General features: G+C 71.6%; 21 protein-coding genes and 5 tRNA genes. 9 read left to right on the top strand and 17 right to left on the bottom strand.

The window, feature by feature from the left end:
- Positions 1-23: 23 nt before the first annotated feature.
- On the bottom strand, positions 24-1,700 hold the full coding sequence (locus ACWGKQ_RS24150) for a DAK2 domain-containing protein (RefSeq protein WP_453294005.1): 1,677 nt from the start codon (positions 1,698-1,700) through the stop codon (positions 24-26).
- A gap of 258 nt (positions 1,701-1,958) precedes the next feature.
- On the opposite strand from ACWGKQ_RS24150, the gene rpmB reads away from it, so the two are divergent.
- From rpmB to ACWGKQ_RS24135, 3 genes are all read left to right on the top strand, one after another.
- Positions 1,959-2,144 (top strand): 50S ribosomal protein L28, encoded by a 186-nt coding sequence (gene rpmB / locus ACWGKQ_RS24145; RefSeq protein ID WP_003993230.1) that lies wholly within the window; start codon positions 1,959-1,961, stop codon positions 2,142-2,144.
- Between the two features lie 129 nt (positions 2,145-2,273).
- Positions 2,274-5,276: an ATP-binding protein gene (locus ACWGKQ_RS24140; RefSeq protein WP_453294004.1), complete on the top strand. Its 3,003-nt coding sequence runs from the start codon at positions 2,274-2,276 to the stop codon at positions 5,274-5,276.
- Between the two features lie 34 nt (positions 5,277-5,310).
- Positions 5,311-6,567, top strand: a complete 1,257-nt coding sequence (locus tag ACWGKQ_RS24135; RefSeq protein ID WP_453294003.1) for an FAD-dependent monooxygenase — start codon at positions 5,311-5,313, stop codon at positions 6,565-6,567.
- Here the strand turns inward: ACWGKQ_RS24135 and thiD are convergent.
- Positions 6,530-7,345, bottom strand: coding sequence for a bifunctional hydroxymethylpyrimidine kinase/phosphomethylpyrimidine kinase (gene thiD, locus ACWGKQ_RS24130; RefSeq protein WP_453294002.1), 816 nt, complete (start codon positions 7,343-7,345; stop codon positions 6,530-6,532). The two genes, ACWGKQ_RS24135 and thiD, sit on opposite strands and share 38 nt — an antisense overlap.
- A complete protein-coding gene (locus tag ACWGKQ_RS24125) occupies positions 7,342-8,307 on the bottom strand; it encodes a thiamine-phosphate kinase (protein ID WP_089098531.1) in 966 nt (321 codons plus the stop codon). Before ACWGKQ_RS24125 ends, thiD begins: the two co-directional genes overlap by 4 nt.
- A gap of 206 nt (positions 8,308-8,513) precedes the next feature.
- Between ACWGKQ_RS24125 and ACWGKQ_RS24120 the strand changes: the two genes are divergently transcribed.
- Positions 8,514-8,747: an Lrp/AsnC family transcriptional regulator gene (locus ACWGKQ_RS24120; protein ID WP_387001931.1), complete on the top strand. Its 234-nt coding sequence runs from the start codon at positions 8,514-8,516 to the stop codon at positions 8,745-8,747.
- Positions 8,748-8,767: 20 nt separating this feature from the next.
- Positions 8,768-9,256 carry a DUF3515 domain-containing protein gene (locus ACWGKQ_RS24115; RefSeq protein WP_453294001.1) on the top strand — a complete coding sequence of 163 codons (489 nt, stop codon included), beginning with the start codon at positions 8,768-8,770 and terminating at the stop codon, positions 9,254-9,256.
- A gap of 100 nt (positions 9,257-9,356) precedes the next feature.
- On the opposite strand, the gene ACWGKQ_RS24110 is transcribed toward ACWGKQ_RS24115, so the two are convergent.
- The 3 genes from ACWGKQ_RS24110 to ACWGKQ_RS24100 all read right to left on the bottom strand — a co-directional run bounded on the left by ACWGKQ_RS24110 (position 9,357) and on the right by ACWGKQ_RS24100 (position 12,470).
- The gene (locus tag ACWGKQ_RS24110) at positions 9,357-10,514 is read right to left on the bottom strand and encodes a D-alanine--D-alanine ligase family protein (protein WP_453294000.1); all 1,158 of its coding nucleotides are present in this window, start codon (positions 10,512-10,514) and stop codon (positions 9,357-9,359) included.
- Between the two features lie 184 nt (positions 10,515-10,698).
- Entirely contained in the window at positions 10,699-11,709 is a 1,011-nt protein-coding gene (locus tag ACWGKQ_RS24105; protein ID WP_453293999.1) for an NAD(P)H-dependent glycerol-3-phosphate dehydrogenase, read from the bottom strand.
- Positions 11,706-12,470, bottom strand: coding sequence for a lysophospholipid acyltransferase family protein (locus ACWGKQ_RS24100; RefSeq protein ID WP_453293998.1), 765 nt, complete (start codon positions 12,468-12,470; stop codon positions 11,706-11,708). The genes ACWGKQ_RS24105 and ACWGKQ_RS24100 overlap by 4 nt, the downstream gene beginning before the upstream one ends.
- Positions 12,471-12,625: 155 nt before the next feature.
- On the opposite strand from ACWGKQ_RS24100, the gene cofC reads away from it, so the two are divergent.
- Positions 12,626-13,264 carry a 2-phospho-L-lactate guanylyltransferase gene (cofC, locus tag ACWGKQ_RS24095; RefSeq protein ID WP_453293997.1) on the top strand — a complete coding sequence of 213 codons (639 nt, stop codon included), beginning with the start codon at positions 12,626-12,628 and terminating at the stop codon, positions 13,262-13,264.
- Between the two features lie 9 nt (positions 13,265-13,273).
- Positions 13,274-13,477: a hypothetical protein gene (locus ACWGKQ_RS24090; protein WP_453293996.1), complete on the top strand. Its 204-nt coding sequence runs from the start codon at positions 13,274-13,276 to the stop codon at positions 13,475-13,477.
- 162 nt (positions 13,478-13,639) lie between these two features.
- On the opposite strand, the gene ACWGKQ_RS24085 is transcribed toward ACWGKQ_RS24090, so the two are convergent.
- From ACWGKQ_RS24085 to leuC, 4 genes are all read right to left on the bottom strand, one after another.
- On the bottom strand, positions 13,640-14,266 hold the full coding sequence (locus ACWGKQ_RS24085; protein WP_453293995.1) for an HU family DNA-binding protein: 627 nt from the start codon (positions 14,264-14,266) through the stop codon (positions 13,640-13,642).
- A gap of 140 nt (positions 14,267-14,406) precedes the next feature.
- Positions 14,407-14,637, bottom strand: coding sequence for an SCO5555 family protein (locus ACWGKQ_RS24080; RefSeq protein ID WP_189264089.1), 231 nt, complete (start codon positions 14,635-14,637; stop codon positions 14,407-14,409).
- Positions 14,638-14,925: 288 nt separating this feature from the next.
- Positions 14,926-15,519 (bottom strand): 3-isopropylmalate dehydratase small subunit, encoded by a 594-nt coding sequence (leuD, locus tag ACWGKQ_RS24075; protein WP_453293994.1) that lies wholly within the window; start codon positions 15,517-15,519, stop codon positions 14,926-14,928.
- Positions 15,520-15,525: 6 nt separating this feature from the next.
- Entirely contained in the window at positions 15,526-16,956 is a 1,431-nt protein-coding gene (leuC, locus tag ACWGKQ_RS24070) for a 3-isopropylmalate dehydratase large subunit (protein WP_453293993.1), read from the bottom strand.
- 205 nt (positions 16,957-17,161) lie between these two features.
- On the opposite strand from leuC, the gene ndgR reads away from it, so the two are divergent.
- Positions 17,162-17,878: an IclR family transcriptional regulator NdgR gene (ndgR, locus tag ACWGKQ_RS24065; protein ID WP_046590279.1), complete on the top strand. Its 717-nt coding sequence runs from the start codon at positions 17,162-17,164 to the stop codon at positions 17,876-17,878.
- Between the two features lie 263 nt (positions 17,879-18,141).
- Here ndgR and ACWGKQ_RS24060 read toward each other — a convergent pair whose 3' ends face one another.
- Positions 18,142-18,642: a DUF4188 domain-containing protein gene (locus tag ACWGKQ_RS24060; RefSeq protein WP_453293992.1), complete on the bottom strand. Its 501-nt coding sequence runs from the start codon at positions 18,640-18,642 to the stop codon at positions 18,142-18,144.
- 92 nt (positions 18,643-18,734) lie between these two features.
- Here ACWGKQ_RS24060 and ACWGKQ_RS24055 point away from each other — a divergent pair, with 92 nt between their 5' ends.
- Positions 18,735-19,379 carry a MerR family transcriptional regulator gene (locus tag ACWGKQ_RS24055; protein ID WP_453293991.1) on the top strand — a complete coding sequence of 215 codons (645 nt, stop codon included), beginning with the start codon at positions 18,735-18,737 and terminating at the stop codon, positions 19,377-19,379.
- A 55-nt stretch (positions 19,380-19,434) separates the two neighbouring features.
- On the opposite strand, the gene ACWGKQ_RS24050 is transcribed toward ACWGKQ_RS24055, so the two are convergent.
- The 6 genes from ACWGKQ_RS24050 to ACWGKQ_RS24025 all read right to left on the bottom strand — a co-directional run bounded on the left by ACWGKQ_RS24050 (position 19,435) and on the right by ACWGKQ_RS24025 (position 20,770).
- Positions 19,435-19,507, bottom strand: a tRNA-Glu gene (locus ACWGKQ_RS24050).
- Between the two features lie 44 nt (positions 19,508-19,551).
- Positions 19,552-19,623: transfer RNA gene (locus ACWGKQ_RS24045), tRNA-Gln, on the bottom strand.
- A gap of 21 nt (positions 19,624-19,644) precedes the next feature.
- Positions 19,645-19,717 (bottom strand) — tRNA-Glu (locus ACWGKQ_RS24040).
- Positions 19,718-19,745: 28 nt separating this feature from the next.
- Positions 19,746-19,818: transfer RNA gene (locus tag ACWGKQ_RS24035), tRNA-Glu, on the bottom strand.
- A 21-nt stretch (positions 19,819-19,839) separates the two neighbouring features.
- Positions 19,840-19,911: transfer RNA gene (locus ACWGKQ_RS24030), tRNA-Gln, on the bottom strand.
- Between the two features lie 91 nt (positions 19,912-20,002).
- Positions 20,003-20,770 (bottom strand): HAD family hydrolase, encoded by a 768-nt coding sequence (locus ACWGKQ_RS24025; RefSeq protein ID WP_453294041.1) that lies wholly within the window; start codon positions 20,768-20,770, stop codon positions 20,003-20,005.
- Between the last annotated feature and the right edge of the window lie 58 nt (positions 20,771-20,828).

Here is a 20,828-nt window from a genome sequence, read left to right as displayed (position 1 = left end):
AGAAAGAAAAGGAAACAGGGGGCTCACTCGACGCCGATGAGGAGCGGGGCCCCCTGTCGGCCGCCCCGGTAGACCACCGTGTCGACGGCGAGGTACGACTCGCGCACGCGGGCCTCCAGGCGGTCGGCGACGCCGTCGGGTGCCTCGTCGCCGAGGACGAGGGTGACCAGCTCGCCGCCGGCCTGGAGCATGCGGTCCAGGACGGTCTCGGCGGTGGCGGTCACGTCCGAGCCGATGACCGCCACGTCGCCGTCCACCAGGCCGAGCACGTCCCCGGCCTGGCAGATGCCGGCCATGGTCCAGGACTGCCGCTCCGCGACCACGACCTCGGCGTAGCGGGTGGCGCCGGCCGCCGAGGTCATCTGGACGACGTCCTCGTCGAAGCGGCGGTCCGGCTGGTGCACCGCGAGCGCGGAGATGCCCTGGACCGCCGAGCGGGTCGGGATGAGGGCGACCCTGATGCCCTCCGCGCGGGCCTGCTCGGCCGCCGCGGCCGCCGTGTGCCGCAGGTCGGCGTCGTTGGGCAGCAGCACCACCTCGCGCGCGTGGGCGCGTCGTACGGCGTCGACCAGCTCCCCGCTGGCGGGCGGCTCCCCGGGGCGCGCGAGCACGGTGGTCGCGCCGGCCTCGGTGTACAGCCCGGCCAGCCCCTCCCCCGGCACGACGGCCACCACCGCCCGCTGCACCCGCTCGCGCGGCGGCCGGTGTCCGCCGGTGTGCACGTCCCCGGCGCCGAAGTGCGTGATCCGGATCCGGTAGGGGCGTCCGGCCTCGACACCGGCCTCCACGGCGGCGCCCGCGTCGTCGACGTGCACATGGACGTTCCACAGGCCGTCGCCGCCGACCACGACCAGGGAGTCGCCGAGCGCGTCGAGCCGGGCCCGCAGCCGGTCCACGGCGCTGTCCCCGGCCTCCAGGAGGTAGATGACCTCGAAGGCAGGGCCGCCGGCGAGCTCGGCGCAGTTCTCGGCCCGGGCGTCGGAAACGGCGTCCCCGTGCGGGTGCCCGGCCTGGCCCCGCACGTGCGTGTGCAGGTCGAAAGCCGTCGGTGTCTCCCCTGTGAACGCCTCCACCAGCGCCCCCAGCACCGCGACCAGGCCCCGCCCGCCGGCGTCCACCACCCCGGCCCGCTCCAGGGCGGTCAGCTGTCCCGGGGTCGCCGCGAGCGCCTTGCACGCGCCCTCGTAGGCGGCCCGCGCGACCGTCCCGCAGTCGCCCTCGGCCGCGTCGGCGGCGTCCGCCGCGGCTGTCGCGACCGACAGCACCGTGCCCTCGATGGGGTGGGCGACGGCCTGGCGGGCGGCGTCGGCGGCGTGCCGCAGGGCGAGCCGCAGCGCGTCGGCGTCGATGTGAGTCGGGTCACCCTCGGTGAGGATGTGGGCCATGCCGCGCAGCAGCTGCGCCAGGATCGTGCCGGAGTTGCCGCGCGCGCCTATGAGGGCGCCGTGCGCCATCGCGCGGACGGCGTCGGCCAGGGTCGGCACCTCCTCGCCCAGCTCATAGCCCGCGAAGACGGCCTCCACGGCCCCCGCGGCCGACTCCACCGTCATGTAGAGGTTCGTACCGGTGTCGCCGTCGGCCACCGGGTAGACGTTGATCGCGTCGATCTCCTCGCGCGCCCGGCCGAGCGCTCCGAGCGACAGTCCGCACCAGGTGCGTACCGCGAGAGCATCGAAGAATGTCTGCGGCACCTGCGCCACCTGCGCCTCCTTGAGCTGGCCGGACGTGGACGCAGCGTAGACCCCGGAGGGGTGTCCGCCGGAAGAGGGCCGGGGGCGGGCCCCTGAGCTGCCATGCTAGTTTCGTCTAACGGACGCAGCCGTTGTATGCTGCTCCGGTTGCCCGATCTGATCGGGCCATTCCCCTGGCAACGCCACTCAAGATCTCAGATTCCTGGATCTCGATCCCGGCATGCCGGGATTCAACCGTAAGTGCATCTGAAGTCTTTGGAGTGACCCGTGGCTGCCAACTGCGACGTCTGCGGCAAGGGGCCGGGCTTCGGCAACAACATCTCGCACTCGCACCGCCGTACGTCCCGCCGCTGGAACCCGAACATCCAGCGTGTGCGTACCGTGGTCGGTGGGACGCCGAAGCGCGTGAACGCCTGCACCTCGTGCATCAAGGCCGGCAAGGTCTCGCGCTGACGCACTGTCGCTGAGCGCGCGGCCACCGCTGGTTCGCTGCACAGAGCCGGTCCACCCCCGGGTGGGCCGGCTTTTTGCCATGCCCGAAATTCCGGACCCCGGCCAACCGGGCCCTGACAAGCTGACCCCATGCGCTTCGGCATCCTGGGCCCCCTGGACGTACGCACCGACGACGGCACCCCTCTCGACCCTGGCGGCCCCCGCCCCCGCGCCCTGCTCACCCTGCTGCTCCTGGACGCCGGCCGGTCGGTCTCCACCCGGCGCCTCACCGACGGGCTGTACGGCACCGAGCCGCCCGCCGGGGCCGCCAACGCGCTCCAGTCGCAGGTCTCCCGGCTGCGCAGGCGGCTGACCCCGCACGCGGAGATCGAGGCCACCGCCACCGGGTACCGGGCCGCCGTCTCTCCCGACACCGTTGACGCACACCAGTTCGAAACCTGGTCGGCGGCCGGACGCACCGCCCTCGCCGCCGGCGACCACGGGACCGCCGCCGCCCGGCTCCGCGAGGCCCTCGCCCTGTGGCGCGGCCCCGCGCTGCCCGACCTCCCGGACGCGCGGGCCGAGGCCGCACGGCTCGAAGAACTGCGGCTGGCCGCCGTACAGGACCGGATCGAGGCGGACCTGGCCCTCGGCGGCGGTCCGGAGCTGGTACCGGAGCTGCGGGCGCTGCTGGCCGCCCACCCGCTGGACGAGCGGCTGTACGGGCAGCTGATGCGGGCCCTGCACACGGCCGGGCGGCCCGCCGAGGCCCTCACCGTGTACGAGGAGGCCCGCGGCACGCTCGCCGACCAGCTGGGCGCCGACCCCTCCCCCGAGCTGTCCGCGCTGCATCTGGAGCTCCTCAGGGGCGCGGCGCCCGAGCGGCCCCGCCTCCCGGCCCAGTTCACCCGCTTCGTCGGCCGCGAACCCGAACTCGCCCGGATCGCGGCCGGCCTCGCCGACTCCCGGCTGCTCACGCTGACCGGCCCGGGCGGGGCCGGCAAGACCCGGCTGGCGATCGAGGCCGCCCAGCGCCATCCCGGCGCCTGCTTCGTCGAACTCGCGCCCCTCACCGACGGCTCCCGGATCCCGTACGCCGTGCTGGCCGCCCTCGGTGTCCGCGAGGGCCTGCGCAGCCCCGCCGCCGACATCACGGACCGGCTGCTGGCCGCCCTGGAGGAGCGCGAGCTGCTGCTGGTCCTGGACAACTGCGAGCACCTGGTCGAGGCGGCCGCCGGGGTCGCCGCCCTGCTCCTCGCGGCCTGCCCGGGGGTGCGGGTGCTCGCCACCAGCCGGGAGTCGCTGGGCATCACCGGCGAGGTCCTGGTCCCGGTGCCCCCGCTGCCGCCGGAACCCGCGGTACGGCTCTTCCTGGACCGGGCCCGCGCCGTGCGCCCCGGATTCGACGGGCACGCGCGCGTGGCCGGCATCTGCACCGCCCTGGACGGGCTGCCGCTGGCCATCGAGCTGGCCGCGGCCCGGCTGCGCACCCTCACCCCCGACGAACTCGCCGACCGACTCGACGACCGGCTCGGCGACCGTTTCCGCCTCCTGTCCCGCGGCGACCGCTCCAAGGCGCCCCGGCACCGCACCCTGCGCGCGGTCGTGGAGTGGAGCTGGGATCTGCTGGACGAGGAGGAGCGGGAGCTGGCGCGGCGGCTGACGGTGTTCTCCGGGGGCGCGACGCTGGCGGCCGTCGAGGCGGTGTGCGGGCTGCCGTATCCGGAGGACGTGCTGGCCTCGCTGGTCGAGAAGTCGTTCCTGGACGTGTCCGAGGGCCGCTACCGGATGCTGGAGACGATCCGGGCCTTCGCCGCGGAGAGCCTGCCCGACCCGGAGGACCTCCGGGACGCCCACGCGGGCTATTTCCTGCGGCTGGCCGAGGAGGCCGAGCCGCGGCTGCGCGCCGGCGGGCAGCTGCCCTGGCTGGACCGGCTGGCCGCCGAGCAGGCCGACCTGGACACGGCTCTGCGCCACCTGATGCGCCGCGACACCGGCGGCGCCCTGCGCCTCATGGGACCCCTCTCCTGGTTCTGGCGGCTGCGCGGAGTGCACGGCGAGCGGGTGGCGACGGCACGGGAGCTGCTCGCCGCCGTCGGGGACGCGCCGCCGTCCGGGCTGGAGGAGGAGTACGTGCTGTGCGTGATCAACGCGCTCTCCGGCGCGGGCGACGAACCGGAGCTCATCGCGCGCGTGGACGCCGTCCTGGACGCGTATCGGGGGCCGTTGCGGCTGCCGTACATCCTCGTGCTGTGGGCGGTCGCGGCCGGTCCGCGGCCCGCCACCGACGCGCACGCGCTCACCCTGGCCGGCGGCTCCCCCTGGGCACGCGCCCTGCTCGACGTGGGCCTCGGATTCCGGGCGCAGTTCGCGGGCCGTCCCGGGGAGTCCGCGGAGTGCTTCGCCCGGGCGATGGCGGGATACCGGGCCACCGGGGACCGCTGGGGCATGGCCAACTGCCTGGACCCGCTCGGCATGATCGCCCATACGCGCGGTGACTCCGGGCGGGCCCTGGAACTGCTCGACGAGGGCCTGGCGTACGCACGGGAACTGGCCGCCCCCGAGGAGACCGCCGACCTGCTGCGCACCCGGGCCACCGTGCTGCTGCACCGGGGCGACACGGCCGCCGCCCTGGCCCACTTCGACGAGGCGCTGGCGCTCGCGCGGGGCGCCGGGCTCCCCGACAAGGTGGCGGCCGCCCGGCGCGGCCTAGGCGACGCGGCCCGGCTCTCCGGGGACACGGCACGCGCGCGCGTGCACTACGAGAACGCCCTCCGGGAGTGCGCCGCCAACTGGTTCAGCGTCGGCGAGACCGTCCGCAGCCTCATCGGGCTCGGCCGCACGGCCGCCGCCGAGGGGCAGGCCGAGGAGGCCCGCGACTGGTTCCGGCAGGCCGCCGAGCTGGCCGTGGAGGGACCGGGCGACCTGGAACTCGCCGACACGGCCGAGGCGCTGGCGGCCGCCGCCGGCTCCGCCGAGCGGGCCGCGGTGCTGCTGGGCGCGGCGACGGGCCTGCGGGGCGGCCGGACCGAGGGCGACCCGGACGTCGTACGCGTGGAGCGGGAGGCACGGGCGAAGCTGTCCGCCGAGGCGTACGACCGGGCCTTCGAGCAGGGCCGACGGCAGCGGTCAGCGGCGGTCAGCGAACGGTAGGGGGACGGTCAGCGCCCCCGCCGAAGCTCCTCGCATGACGAAGAACACGACGCACAACACGGCCCAGCACACGGCCCAGCACACGACCGAGAACCTCGCACACCTCAGCGTCCTGATCTCCGGCGCCAGCGTCGCCGGGCCCGCCCTCGCCCTCAACCTCGCCCGGCTCGGCGCCCGCGTCACCGTCGTCGAGAAGGCGGCCGGCCTGCGCGGCGGCGGCTTCGCGGTCGACTTCCGCGGCCATGTCCACCGCACGGTCCTGACCTCGATGGGCATCTGGGACGAGATCCACGCCCGCCAGACCCGCATGGGACGCCAGACGGTCGTCGACGCCGACGGCAGCCCGCGCGTCGACCTGCCCGCCGAGCTGATGAGCGGCGATGTGGAGATCCCCCGCGGGGACCTGGCGCAGATCATGTACGAGCGCACCAGGGACGACGTCGAGTACGTCTTCGGCGACTCGATCGCGTCCGTCGAGGAGGACCCGCAGGGCGTGGCCGTCACCTTCGACAAGGGCGCGCCCCGCCGCTTCGACCTGGTCGTCGGCGCCGACGGACTGCACTCCAACACCCGTCGGCTCGTCTTCGGCGACGAGTCCCGCTACCTGCGCTTCTTCGACCACTACGTGGCCGGCTTCGACATCCCCAACCATCTGGGCCTGGACCGCACCGGCCGCGTCTACAGCGAGCCCGGCCGCGCGTTCGTCCTCGGCAACTACGACGGCGACCCGGACCGAGCGGGCGCGCTGCTGGTCTTCCGGTCCGAGGAGCTGTCGTACGACCGCCGGGACGTCACGGCGGTCAAGCGGATTCTGGCGGACCGCTTCGCCGGGATGGGCTGGGAGGCCCCGGCCGTCCTCAAGGCCCTCGAAGAGGCCGACGACCTGTACTTCGACGCGATCGCGCAGATCCATGTCGACCGCCTGGTGAAGGGGCGGGTGGCACTGCTCGGGGACGCCGGGTACGGAGCGACCATGGGCGGGATGGGGACCGGCGTGGCGATCGTCGGGGCCTATGTCCTCGCCGGTGAACTGGCCCTCGCGGGCGGTGACTTCCGTACCGCCTTCGCGGAGTACGAGTCCCGGATCCGGGACTTCGCCAAAGGCTGCCAGAAGATCTCCGGGAACGCGGGCCCGTTCTTCGCCCCGCCGACCGAGCGGCGCATCCGCGCCCGGGACCGGATGTACCGGGTGCTCGCCTCGCGGCCGATGGCCCGCTTCTTCAAGCGGCTGACCGAGAAGGCGGCCACCGGCATCAAGCTGCGGGAGTACCCGGCGCTGTCCCGGGCCTGAGGGCCCAGCCGTGGTCCACGGGACCGATCCCGGCGCCGAGCGCGAACCCGGCCGCGATCGCCCCGGTGACGTACTCCTTGGCCGCCGTGACCGCCTCCGGCACGGACTGCCCCTTCGCGAGCTGCGCGGCGATCGCGGACGCGAGGGTGCAGCCCGTGCCGTGGGTGTGCCGGTTGTCGTGCCGGGGGGCGCGCAGCAGGAGTTCGTCCGTGCCGTCCGTGAGCAGGTCGACGGCCTCGCCGGGCAGGTGCCCGCCCTTGATCAGCACCCAGGTCGGGCCGTACGACAGCACGGCCGCCGCGGCCCGGCGCAGATCCGCCTCGGACTCGACGCGCACGCCGGTGAGTTGGGTGACCTCGTCGAGGTTGGGGGTGGCGACGGTGGCCAGCGGGAGGAGCCGGGTGCGGACCGAGTCCAGGGCGGAGTCGGCGAGCAGCGGGTCGCCGTGCTTGGAGATCCCGACCGGGTCGACGACCACGGGGGTGTCGGTACCGGCGATCAACTCCGCCACCGTCTCGACCAGTTCGGCCGTGGCGAGCATCCCGGTCTTCACCGCGTCGACCCCGATGTCGTCGACCACGCTCCGGTACTGGGCCCGGACGGCCGCCACCGGCAGCTCCCAGGCGCCCTGCACGCCCACGGAGTTCTGTGCGGTCACCGCCGTGAGCACGCTCATGCCGTGCACGCCCAGCGCGAGCATGGTCTTCAGGTCGGCCTGGATCCCGGCCCCGCCGCCCGAGTCGGAACCCGCGACCGTCAGCACGCGCGGCAGGCTCATGACTCGATGTCCCCGAAGTGGTCCCAGCCGCCCTTGCTGGTCCAGGGTGCCCCGTCGACGGTCACCTGGGGCAGCGCCGACGGGTTCAGGACCTCGCCGATGACCTTCCAGCGGGCGGGCAGCTTCACGTCCGGCGGGAAGGTGGCGACGATCGCGTGGTCCTCTCCCCCGGTCAGCACCCACTGGATGGGGTCGACGCCGACTGCCTGGCCGATGTCGTTCATCTGGGTCGGGATGTCGATCGCGCCGGAGCGGATGTCGATCCGCACCTTGCTGGCCTCGGCGATGTGCCCGAGGTCGGCGATCAGCCCGTCGCTCACGTCGCACATCGCGGTGGCGCCGAGGGCGGCGGCGGCCGGGCCCGCGTGGTACGGCGGCTCGGGGCGGCGGTGCGCCTCCACGAACGCCCGCGGCGAGCGGAAGCCGCGGGAGAGCACCGCGTAGCCGGCCGCGGACCAGCCCAGCCAGCCCGTGACGGCGATCAGGTCGCCGGGCTGGGCGCCGGCCCGGGTGACCGGCTCCTGGTTGCGCAGATCGCCGAGCGCGGTGATCGACACCATGATCGTGTCGCCGCGGACCACGTCGCCGCCGACCACCGAGGCGCCGGCCACCTGGCACTCGTCGCGCAGGCCGTCCATCAGCTCGCTGGGCCAGGTCACCGGGAGCTCGGCGGGCACCACCAGGCCGAGCAGCAGGGCGGTCGGCACGGCACCCATGGCGGCGATGTCCGCGAGGTTCTGTGCGGCCGCCTTGCGGCCCACGTCGTAGGCCGTGGACCAGTCCCGGCGGAAGTGCCGGCCCTCCAGCAGGATGTCGGTGCTCGCCACCACCCGGCGGTCGGGCGCGGCGACCACCGCGGCGTCGTCGCCGGGACCGACCCGGACCGCCGGAGTGGTGGTGAGACGGGAGGTGAGCTCCCTGATGAGCCCGAACTCCCCCAGCTCACCAACAGTGCCCTTCATTGCCCTTACGCCCCTTCTCTGCCTTGCCGGGCCCGCTCGCGCGTCACCGTGGTCCTGGATACGGTCGAGGTGACCGTCAACTTGTGTCGTGCCTGCACCCTGGCGCGCAAGCCCCTGTCCGCGCAGGTCTCCCCGCGGTGTGCGGCGACGCGATACCGTGGCGTTCCTTTTCCCCACATGATCCTCGTGGCCGCCCTGGAGGTTCCGTGGTACAGGCGTACATCCTGATCCAGACGGAGGTCGGCAAAGCGTCGACCGTCGCCGAGACGATCAGCAAGATCCCCGGAGTCATCCAGGCCGAGGATGTGACAGGACCGTACGACGTCATCGTGCGCGCGCAAGCCGAGACAGTCGATGCACTCGGTCGCATGGTGGTCGCGAAGGTCCAGCAAGTGGACGGCATCACGCGCACCCTGACCTGCCCGGTCGTCCATCTGTAGCCCCCGTCTACCCTTGGCCGGTGAACTTCTTCCGTCACCGGCCGTCCGGTCTGCCCGCGCTCGCCGTGCTGATGATCGCGGCAGCGGGCTGCTCATCAGCAGACGACGCCCCGTCGGCGACGGTTCCCAGTCCGGGCGGGGCGGTTGCGACGCTCTGCGATCGCCTTGACCGGGTACTGCCGGCGAAGGTCGACAAGCTGGGCCGACGGGATCCGGAACCGGCCTCCGCGCTGACCGCCGGTTGGGGCGGCGACCCGGCGATCATACTGCGCTGCGGTGTTTCGCGACCCGCGAAGATGGCCGACCCGGAAGCCGACGGGGTGGAGGTGAACGGGGTGGGGTGGCTGCTGGAGCAGCGGGCCGACAAATCGTTTCGGTTCACCACGACGTTGCGGAAGGCGTACGTCGAGGTGACGATTCCCGCGGGGCGGACCGGGGATGGCATGGCGCCGTTGGTGAGTCTGGCGCCTGCCGTCAAAAAAGCGGTGCCGGAAGGGATTGCCGACTAAGCGCCGTAGGACTCAAGGTCGCTTGTCGGCTACGGGTCGTCAGTGGTTGCTCGCGCAGTTCCCCGCGCCCCTGACGGGGCGCTTCAGCTCGGGGCGTTTTCTAGCGCAGGCCAGTCGAACGGTTCAGGGCTGCCTGGAGGAGGCGGTCGATGAGGTCCGGGTAGGTGACACCGGTCGCCTGCCACATCTGGGGGTACATCGAGATCGGGGTGAAGCCCGGCATGGTGTTGATCTCGTTGATGACGAAGCCGCCGTCCTCGGTGAGGAAGAAGTCCGCGCGGACCAGGCCCTCGCAGGACGCGGCCTCGAAGGCGTCCACCGCGAGCTTCTGGACCTCGGCGGTCTCCTCGGGGGTGAGGGGGGCCGGGACGATGCCGGGGGTGGAGTCGATGTACTTGGCGTCGAAGTCGTAGTACGCGTGCTCCGAGGGCGGCGGGATCTCGGCCGGGACCGAGGCACGCGGGCCGTCCTCGAACTCCAGGACGCCGACCTCGATCTCACGGCCGCGGACGGCCGCCTCGATCAGGATCTTCGGGTCGTGGGACTGGGCCTCGGCGATCGCCTCGTCCAGGCCGGACAGGTCGTCGACCTTGGTGATGCCGATCGACGAACCCGCGCGCGCGGGCTTCACGAACAGCGGCCAGCCGTGCTCGCCGGCGAAGTCGACGATCCGCTTGCGGGCGGCGGACTCCTCCTGCTGCCACTCGCGGGGGCGGATCACCAGGTACGGGCCGACGGCGAGCCCGAAGGAGGCGAACACCCGCTTCATGTAGTCCTTGTCCTGGCCGACGGCCGAGGCGAGCACGCCCGAGCCGACGTACGGGACGCCGGACAGCTCCAGGAGGCCCTGGAGGGTGCCGTCCTCGCCGTAGGGCCCGTGCAGCACCGGGAAGACCACGTCGACCTCGCCGAGCGCCTTGGGCACCGAGCCGGGCTCGCTGTAGACGACCTCGCGGTTGGCGGGGTCGACGGGGAGCACCACGCCCCCCTCGGCGGACTCGGCGAGGTCGGCGACCTCGGGGGTACGGCGTTCGGTGATCGCCATGCGTTCGGGTTCGTCGGCCGTGAGCACCCAGCGGCCTTCCCGGGTGATGCCGATCGGCAGGACGTCGTACTTGGTCCGGTCGATGGCGCTCAGGACGGCGCCGGCGGTGACCATGGAGATCCCGTGCTCGGAGCTGCGGCCCCCGAACACGACGGCCACACGCGGCTTACGAGCGGGCTGCTCAGGGCTCTGGGGGAGGTTCTCGGTGCTCATATCGCGTTGAGAGTACCCGTTGGTAGGGCCCCGAGACAGCGTCGGCGGGGCGCGAGTGAGCCGAAGGGGCGCGCCGGTGTCGAGGGCGCGAGCGCGCGGAGGCCCGAAGGGCTGAGCACGATCGTGGTCTCGACACCGGCTTTGGCGCCCTGAAGGCGAACGAGCAAAAAACAGGGGGGTTCGCTCAGCGTCGCTCGGGCTTTGCGCTGCGCGACATCAGCTCCTTGAGCGCGACCACCGGGGGCTTGCCCTCGTGCACGATGTCCACGACCGTCTCGGTGATCGGCATGTCCACACCGTGCCGGCGGGCCAGATCCGCCACCGACTCGCAGGACTTGACGCCCTCGGCGGTCTGCCTGGTGACCGCGATGGTCTCCTCCAGGGTCATGCCCTTGCCGAGGTTGGTGCCGAAGGTGTGGTTGCGGGAGAGCGGGGAGGAGCAGGTGGCCACCAGGTCGCCGAGCCCGGCGAGTCCCGAGAAGGTCAGCGGGTCGGCGCCGAGGGCGATGCCGAGCCTCGCGGTCTCCGCGAGGCCGCGGGTGATGAGCGAACCCTTGGCGTTGTCGCCGAGCCCCATGCCGTCGGCGATGCCCACGGCGAGACCGATGACGTTCTTCACCGCGCCGCCCAGCTCGCACCCGACCACGTCGGTCTCGGTGTAGGGCCGGAAGTACGGCGTGTGGCAGGCCGCCTGGATCCGCTGGGCCACCGTCTCGTCGGTGCAGGCCACCACGGCGGCGGCCGGCATGCGGGCCGCGATCTCCCGGGCGAGGTTGGGGCCGGTGACCACGGCGGTGCGGTTCGGGTCGACCTTGGCGACGTCCGCGATGACCTCGCTCATCCGCATGGTGGTGCCGAGTTCGATGCCCTTCATGAGGGACACCAGGATCGTGCGGGGCGCGAGCAGCGGCGCCCATTCGGCGAGGTTGGCCCGCATGGTCTGGGACGGCACCGACAGGACCGTGAAGTCGGCGCCGTCGGCCGCCTCGGCGGGGTCGGTGGTGGCCCGCAGGTTCTCGGGGAGTTCCACGCCGGGCAGGTAGTCGGGGTTGGTACGGCCGGAGTTGATCGCCTCCGCCACCTCTGCCCGGCGCGCCCACAGAGTGACCTCGCACCCGGCGTCGGCGAGCACCATCCCGAAGGCCGTACCCCACGAACCCGCGCTGAAGACCGCCGCCTTGGCAGGCTTGCTCACTTGCCGCTCTCCTCTTCCAGACCGCTCTGCGCACGCGTCCGGCGCCGCTGCTCGATCCGCACCTGGCGTGGATCGTAGGGGGTCTCGGGAGCCTTCTCGCCGCGGATCTCCTCAAGCTGGCGGGTGATGGCCGCCATGATGACCTCGGTCGCCTCCTTGAGGACGTCCTGGGTCATGTCCTTGCCGTAGAAGCGCGTGAGGTCGACCGGCGGGCCCGCGAGGACGTGGTGCGTCTTGCGGGGCAGCAGGTTGAGCTTCTTCGCGTACGGCGGCAGCAGTTCGTTGGCGCCCCACTGGGCGACCGGGATCACCGGGCACCTGGTCTGGAGGGCGACGCGGGCGGCACCGGTCTTGGCGGTCATCGGCCACTGGTCCGGGTCCCGGGTGATCGTTCCCTCGGGGTAGAAGGCGACGCACTCGCCGCGCTCCACGGCGTCGATCGCGGCCCGGAAGGCGCTGAGCGCGTCGGTGGACTCGCGGTAGACGGGGATCTGGCCGGTGCCCCGCATGGCGGCGCCGACGAATCCCTTCTTGAAAAGGCCGCTCTTCGCGAGGAATCGCGGAACGCGGCCGGTGTTGTACTGATAGTGGGCGTAGGCGAAGGGGTCGATGTGGGAATTGTGGTTCACCGCGGTGATAAATCCACCCTCGGCCGGAATGTTCTCCATTCCACGCCAGTCCCGCTTGATCAGAACCACCAGCGGAGGTTTGCAGAGAACCGCAGCGAAGCGGTACCAGAAGCCGATTCTCCGGCGGGGCACGCGGACACCTTCCTCTAGGACTTCTTCCCGGTCTGGGATCGGGAAGAAGTGTGGCCCCGGCCCACCGGCCTGTCGAGAACACCGTACGCCTCGGCGTCGTCACCACCCCGTGAGCCCGGGTGACAATGAGGCAACAAGGGAGGGACGGTACGACTGTGCAGTGGACCCTGGTCATCCCGCTCAAGCCGCTGGCTCGGGCCAAGAGCAGGCTTGCGGACACCGCGGCGGACGGTCTGCGTCCGTCGCTGGCCCTGGCCTTCGCCCAGGACACGGTGGCGGCGGCCCTGGCCTGCCAGTCGGTGAAGGATGTGGCGGTCGTCACGGACGACACGCTGGCCGGTCGCGAGCTGTCGGCGCTGGGTGCGCGCATCGTCCCGGACCCGCCGGGCAGCGGCCTCAACGCGGCGCTGCGGCACGGCGCGGCGACCGTCCGGGCATCGCGTCCGGAAAGCCCCGTGGCGGCCCTGAACGCCGACCTGCCGGCGGTACGCCCGCTGGAATTGGCCCGGGTGCTCGATGCGGCCGCGGAATTCCCGCGCGCTTTTCTCCCGGATGCCGCGGCAATCGGCACCACCCTGCTGGCGGCGGCCCCCGGTCATGAATTGGCGCCCGCATTCGGCCTGGATTCCCGCGCCCGGCACGCCGCCTCGGGCGCCGAAGAACTGCGCCTGGCGGGCGTGGATTCGGTACGCCAGGACGTGGACACCGGCGCCGACCTGCGCGCCGCCCTGGCCCTGGGCGTGGGCCCCCGCACGGCCGCGGTGGCGGCCCGCCTCCTGATCCCGGACCAGTAGGCTGCGCTCATGCAGGCGACCGCATACACGTACGACCCCGAGACGCACAGCGGCCAGGTCCTCCTGGACGACGGGACACCGGTGCCGTTCGACGGGGCAGCTTTCGAGGCGGGCGGACTGCGCCTGCTCAGGCCGGGGCAGCGAGTACGGATCGAGGCTGAGGGCGAAGGCGAGGGCTTTCGCGTGACCCTGGTGACCTTGCAAACGTTCTGAGGCGTAGGCGCCCCGTCAGGGGCGCGGGGAACTGCGCGAGAAGCCCCACCGGCCCGCGCCCGAAACGCAACCCGCCCCTCAAAAACACCGCGGGCCGGACTCCCCAAGGGAGTCCGGCCCGTCGCGTGAGTGTCCCGCCCCCGCCCTGCAGCGGGCCCCGCCCTAGCGCGCGGCGGTCTTCTTGGCGGTAGCCTTCCGCGCCGTCGACTTCTTGGCCGGCGCCTTCTTGGCGGTGACCTTCTTGGCCGGCGCCTTCTTCGCGGCCGTCTTCTTCGCCGTCGCCGTGGTCTTCTTGGCGGTGGTCTTCTTCGCCGTCGCCGTGGTCTTCTTCGCCGCGGCGGTGGTGGTCTTCTTGGCCACCGCCTTCTTCGCGGTGGTCTTCTTCGCCGCCGCCGTCGCCTTCTTGGCGGTGGTCTTCTTCGCCACCGCCTTCTTGACCGTCGCCGAAGCGCCGCCGGTCAGGCTGCCCTTGGGCGCCTTCTTGACCGCGACCTCGCCGCCGCGCGGCAGCTTCTTCGAGCCGCTCACCAGGTCCTTGAAGCCCTGGCCGGCACGGAAGCGCGGCACGGAGGTCTTCTTGACCCGAACCCGCTCGCCCGTCTGCGGGTTGCGGGCGTAGCGGGCGGGGCGGTCCACCTTCTCGAAGGACCCGAAGCCGGTGACCGAGACCCGCTCACCCGCGACGACCGCGCGGACGATGGCGTCCAGGACATGGTCGACAGCCTCGGCGGCCTGCTGGCGGCCGCCCATCTTGTCGGCAATCGCTTCTACGAGCTGCGCCTTGTTCACGTCTTCCCCTTCGGAGACATCGCCAGAACGAATGTGTTCAAGCTTTTTCGCACGTTAGGCAGATATATACCGCAAATCAAACACGAAACGGGCTTATCACCCTTGTGCCGCAACGGACTCGGTCGTCTCGGACGGTCCGGTCAGCGTTCTTCTTCGGGGAATCGACCCCCGTCGAGGTCCGCGTTGAACCGCTCGAGCCGCCGCGCCGCGTCGGCCACGTCGTGTTTGGCCGCGGCCGTAATGACCAGCAGCTTCCGGGTCAGCGCCATCCGTACGCCCTCCGGGACTTGCAGTGCGCGCACTTTTGTGTGCGCTTCCTTGAGTTGGCCCGCGACCGCCGCATAGAGCTGGAGTTGGCCGTCGTGTTCCATGCACAGATTGTGCCATCTGGGGCGAGTTGTCGCCTGCGCAGGGTGCAACTGCCGCCTCAAATGGCCTTCCGGGCACTTGCGGAAGCCACGGACACAGCACTCACTTACCCCGACAACATCCGCCCTAACGTGGGAAGTTGGCAAGACCTGCGACAACGCGAGCGCCCGTTCGGGTGCAGACATGGCTGTACCCCCAATCGTGGCGATCGGGGGTACAGGCGGGGTGTTGCGGTGGCTGAAACCAGCCGTATTCAGATGTGGTGGTTCCCGGCCGAAGCGGGCTCCGGCTCAGACCTGGAGCGTCCGCGGCTTGTACGACGGCCGCTTGGCCTCGTAGGCGGCGATGTCGGCCTCGTTCCGGAGGGTGATGGAGATGTCGTCCAGGCCGTTCAGCAGCCGCCAGCGGGAGTTCTCGTCCAGCTCGAAGGAGGCGGTGACGCCCTCGGCGCGTACCTCGCGGGCCTCCAGGTCGACGGTGATCTCGGCCTGCGGGTCGTTCTCCGAGAGCTCCTGCAGCGCCTCCACGATCTTCTGGTCCAGGACCACCGTGAGCAGGCCGTTCTTCAGCGAGTTGCCGCGGAAGATGTCGGCGAAGCGGGAGGAGATCACGGTCTTGAAGCCGTAGTTCTGGAGCGCCCAGACCGCGTGCTCACGGGAGGAGCCGGTGCCGAAGTCGGGGCCGGCGACCAGGACCGTGGCACCCTGCCGCTCGGGGCGGTTGAGGATGAAGTTCTCGTCCTTGCGCCAGGCCTCGAACAGACCGTCCTCGAAGCCGTCCCTGGTCACCTTCTTGAGCCAGTGAGCAGGGATGATCTGGTCGGTGTCGACGTTGGAGCGGCGCAGCGGGACGGCCCGGCCGGTGTGCGTGGTGAATGCTTCCATGGCTGATCAGACTCCAGCGGGCGTGCGAACGTCGGCGTCGGACAGGTCGGCGGGCGAGGCCAGGTGGCCCAGGACGGCCGTAGCGGCCGCGACCTGCGGCGACACCAGGTGGGTACGCCCGCCCTTGCCCTGCCGGCCCTCGAAGTTGCGGTTGGAGGTGGACGCGGAGCGCTCACCGGGGGCCAGCTGGTCGGGGTTCATGCCGAGGCACATCGAGCAGCCCGCGTGCCGCCATTCGGCGCCGGCGTCCTTGAAGACCACGTCCAGGCCCTCGGAGACGGCCTGCAGGCCGACCCGCGCGGAGCCGGGGACGACCAGCATCCGTACGCCGTCGGCGACTTTGCGGTCCTTGAGGATCTCGGCGGCGGCGCGCAGGTCCTCGATCCGGCCGTTGGTGCAGGAGCCTACGAAGACGGTGTCCACGTTGATCGAGCGCAGCGGCTGACCGGCCTCCAACCCCATGTACTCCAGGGCCTTTTCGGCGGCGAAGCGCTCCGAAGCGTCTTCGTACGAAGCCGGGTCGGGGACGTCCGCAGAAAGCGGCGCGCCCTGCCCCGGGTTGGTGCCCCAGGTGACGAACGGCGAGAGCGCGGCGGCGTCGATGTGCACCTCGGCGTCGAATTCGGCGTCCGCGTCCGTCTTCAGCGTCTTCCAGTACGCGACCGCCGCGTCCCAGTCCTCGCCCTCGGGGGCGTGGGCACGGCCCTTGAGGTAGGCGAAGGTGGTCTCGTCGGGGGCGATCATGCCCGCGCGGGCGCCGGCCTCGATCGACATGTTGCAGATGGTCATGCGGGCCTCCATCGAGAGCTTCTCGATGGCGGAGCCGCGGTACTCCAGGATGTAGCCCTGGCCGCCGCCGGTACCGATCTTGGCGATGATCGCCAGGATCAGGTCCTTGGCGGTGACGCCCTCGGGCAGCTCGCCGTCGACCGTGATGGCCATGGTCTTGGGGCGGGCCAGCGGCAGCGTCTGGGTGGCCAGCACGTGCTCCACCTGGGAGGTGCCGATGCCGAACGCCAGCGCGCCGAAGGCGCCGTGCGTGGAGGTGTGCGAGTCGCCGCAGACGACGGTCGTGCCGGGCTGGGTCAGGCCCAGCTGCGGGCCGACGACGTGCACGACGCCCTGCTCGACGTCGCCCAGCGGGTGCAGGCGCACCCCGAACTCGGCGCAGTTCTTGCGCAGCGTCTCCAGCTGGGCGCGGGAGACGGGGTCCGCGATGGGCTTGTCGATGTCGAGGGTCGGGGTGTTGTGGTCCTCGGTCGCGATGGTGAGGTCGAGGCGGCGCACCTGGCGGCCGTTCTGGCGCAGCCCGTCGAAGGCCTGCGGGCTGGTCACCTCGTGCAGCAGGTGCAGATCGATGAAGAGGAGGTCGGGCTCGCCCTCGGCGCGCCGGACGACGTGGTCGTCCCAGACCTTCTCCGCGAGTGTCCTACCCATCGCTTTCCCTCCGGCCGGCAGACGTGCACCGGCCCAACTAGAGATCTTGAGGAAGCGGCTGCCCGTCCTCCGGGCCCCTGAAGTCGTGGTTCCGGGCGTCCGCCGCCGGGCCCGTTGGTCTGCGGGCCACTGTGTGATTCCAGGGTGGCGCGTTCCACGGAAAATTGAACTTGCGTTTCACAGAGTGAGACGTGAGTATCGTTGCATGGACAACAGTAGCGGCGTCGGCGTTCTGGACAAGGCGGCCCTTGTCCTCAGCGCTCTGGAGTCCGGTCCGGCCACCCTCGCGGGTCTGGTCGGAGCCACCGGACTGGCACGACCCACGGCCCACCGGCTGGCCGTGGCTCTGGAACACCACCGCATGGTGGCACGCGACATGCAGGGCCGTTTCATTCTCGGCCCGCGACTCGCGGAACTGGCCGCGGCGGCCGGCGAGGACCGCCTGCTCGCGACGGCGGGCCCGGTGCTCACGCACCTCCGTGACATCACCGGGGAGAGCGCACAGCTGTATCGCCGCCAGGGCGACATGCGGATCTGCGTGGCCGCGGCGGAACGGCTGTCCGGGCTTCGGGACACGGTCCCGGTCGGCTCGACGCTGACCATGAAGGCCGGCTCCTCGGCGCAGATCCTGATGGCCTGGGAGGAGCCCGAGCGGCTCCACCGCGGCCTCCAGGGCGCCCGCTTCACGGCGACGGCCCTCTCGGGCGTCCGCCGCCGCGGCTGGGCCCAGTCCATCGGCGAGCGGGAGCCGGGGGTGGCGTCGGTGTCGGCGCCGGTGCGCGGCCCTTCCAACCGGGTGGTGGCGGCCGTCTCCGTCTCCGGCCCGATCGAGCGCCTGACCCGCCACCCCGGACGCATGCACGCCCAGGCCGTGATCGACGCGGCAGGCCGCCTCTCCGAGGCACTGCGCCGTTCCGGCTGAGAGCCGGCAGCCCCCCGAGAAAGAGGCCGGCCCCAACGCCGCGGCAGGCCTCTTCTCAGAGGGCGGGACTTTTTCCGCCGGGGACTCTCCCCACCCAGGGGCGCGGGACTGTATCGATATGCGGCTCCGCCGCGTGGGCGCGACCAGCCACGGACTACCCGCACTCGCCCCGCGCCCGAAGCTCCCACGGCGCAGCGTCTGCCCCCACCGGCCGTTCGCCGTCTGCCGCGCCGTCGTGGCTGGTCGCGCAGTTCCCCGCGCCCCTACGGGGCGCTCCGGTAAGCGAACCGGTCCTTCCCGTAGCGTCCCCGGCGCTCCAGCGGAAGCACTCCGCTCGCCGCGCCCAGGCCGAACTCCGGCATGTCGAAGTAGACCGACTCGTACCCGCCCTCGGGCGCCACGTACGTCTCGTGCCACAGGCCCACGTGGCCGCGGACCTTCCCCTCGCGCTCCTTGCGGTTGACGATGCTCCACATCCCGTGATGCAGCATCTCCGGCGAACTCGCGTACGCGTACAGCTTCTCCTTCGACTCCCAGTACTGGACGACGTAGTACGTCCGCGGCGAGGCCGTCAGCAGGACGCGGCCGAGCAGCCCCCGGCCGGGGTCCCGCGCCAGCTCCTTCAGCATGCGGAACATCGACAGCATGACCGGGAGCCACTGGTGGACCGCCCAGAAGTGGTTGATGCGCATGCCGATGAGCAGGACCACCGCGTCGCCCTCGCGAGCAGCGGTCGTACGGCCCGGAATCGGTTTGGCGAACATGAGGAACGACACCCCCGGAAGCCTGTCGGATAGCAGCACTATCCTTCTGCTGATGCTTGGATAGTGGCACTTACCAAGGAGGCGCGCAAGACATGCGGCTTGCCCAGTTGAGCGAGCGCAGCGGGGTGTCCGCCGCGACGATCAAGTACTACCTGCGCGAGGGCCTGTTGCCGCCGGGCCGCCAGGTCAACGCCACGACCGCGGAGTACGACGAGGAGCACCTGCGGCGGCTGCGGCTGGTGCGGGCGATGATCCAGGTGGGGCGGATCCCCGTGGCGACGGTCCGCGAGGTGCTGGGGCATGTCGACGACGACTCACTGGGCCGCACGATCCGGGTGGGCGCCGCCCTGTGGGCGCTGCCGCAGCTGCCGGAGCCGGACGAGGACGACGAGTACGTGCGGGCCGCGCACCGGGAGGCCGACGCCCTGCTCGACACCCTCGGCTGGGAGAACGCCAAACAGTTGACGACGATCTCGCCCGCATACCGCCGGCTGGTGGTCGCGCTGGCCGCGTTCCGCCGGCTCGGTTACGACTGGGACGCCGAACTCCTCGTACCGCGCGCGAAGTTGATGTACCAGGCGGCCGTCGCCGATCTGGACTTCCTGGAGACGCATCCGTCGGAGGAGGAGAAGGCGGAGGCCGCGGTGGCCAGTGCGGTGCTGGTGGAGCCGATGCTCCAGGCACTGCACCGGCTGGCCCAGGAGGAGGAGTCGGCCCGGCGTTACGGCTTCGAGTAGAACGCCGTACGCATACGCAGAAGGCCCTCCGCCGAAGCGGAGGGCCTTCTTCATGTACCCCCGACCGGATTCGAACCGGCGCTACCGCCTTGAGAGGGCGGCGTGCTAGGCCGCTACACAACGGGGGCATGGATCTTACGAGCGTTTAAAACTGCACCGCCGCAGATCCGAGCTGGTCTACCTGGACTCGAACCAAGACTAACTGAACCAGAATCAGTCGTGCTGCCAATTACACCATAGACCAATGATGGTTTAGACCAGTTCGTACCCCCGACCGGATTCGAACCGGCGCTACCGCCTTGAGAGGGCGGCGTGCTAGGCCGCTACACAACGGGGGCCCTAGCGATCATCCGTGGAAGATCTCCGTACCCCCGACCGGATTCGAACCGGCGCTACTGCCTTGAGAGGGCAGCGTGCTAGGCCGCTACACAACGGGGGCTTTGCAGATGAGCTCTGCGAGCTGGCCTACCTGGACTCGAACCAAGACTAACTGAACCAGAATCAGTCGTGCTGCCAATTACACCATAGGCCACTGGAACGCAAGCCCCTGAGGGGACCTTGTTCTAGTTTCGCGCCTCCGGTTCCGGCCTTTCGGCCCGCTCCCCGGCGGCGCAGGAAGAACATTACCTGAAGGTGGACGGGGCTCCAAAACGGGTATCGGCGCGGAGGATCGCGGGCAGTTCGGCGAGGGAGGCGATCCGGTGCGGGCCGACCGGGTCGTCGGCGCTGGTGGCCGGGCCCGCGGACAGTCCGTGGCGGTCGATCCACACCGACAGCAGCCCGGCGTCGGCGGCGCCGCGCCCGTCGATCTCCGGGTGGTCGCCGACGTACGCGACCTGGTGCGGGGGGAGTTCCAGCGCCTCGCAGGCCGCCAGGAAGGCGCCGGCCGCGGGCTTGGAGACGCCCAGTTCGGCGGCGCACAGGACGGCCTCGAAGCGGTCGTGCACACCGAGCGTGCGCAGCTTGCGGTCCTGGACGTGCAGGCTGGAGTTGGAGAGCACGGCGTGCCGGTACCCGGCCGCGAGGGCGTCCAGGGCGGGCAGGACGTCCGGGAAGAGGGCCCAGACGGCCTCGTAGTACGTCAGGTACCGGCGGAACCAGTCGTCGGCCTCGGCGTCGGTCAGCTCCGTCTCCAGGAACACCCGGACCCGGTCGCGGCGCTGCCCCTCGAAGGACACCTCGCCGGCGGAGAATCGCGCCCACTGGGCGTCGGTGATCTCCCGCCACCGCACCAGCGCGGCCTCCGCACTCCCCCACCCCGCGAGCAGCCCCTCCGCCACCAGGTGCGCCCGCATGCCTTCGCGGTCGGCACTCGTGTAGTCGAAGAGAGTGTCGTCGACGTCCCACACCACGGCTCTGATCACCCTCACAGACTGGCACACCGCGGTCATGAGCGAGTACGAACGCCCGAGGGGCGGCACCCGGAAGTTCCGGGTGCCGCCCCTCACG

The sequence above is a fragment of the Streptomyces sp. NPDC054770 genome (assembly GCF_053611985.1).
Note: the sequence above shows the minus strand (reverse complement) of the source record. Positions and strands in the feature narration are given on the sequence as shown.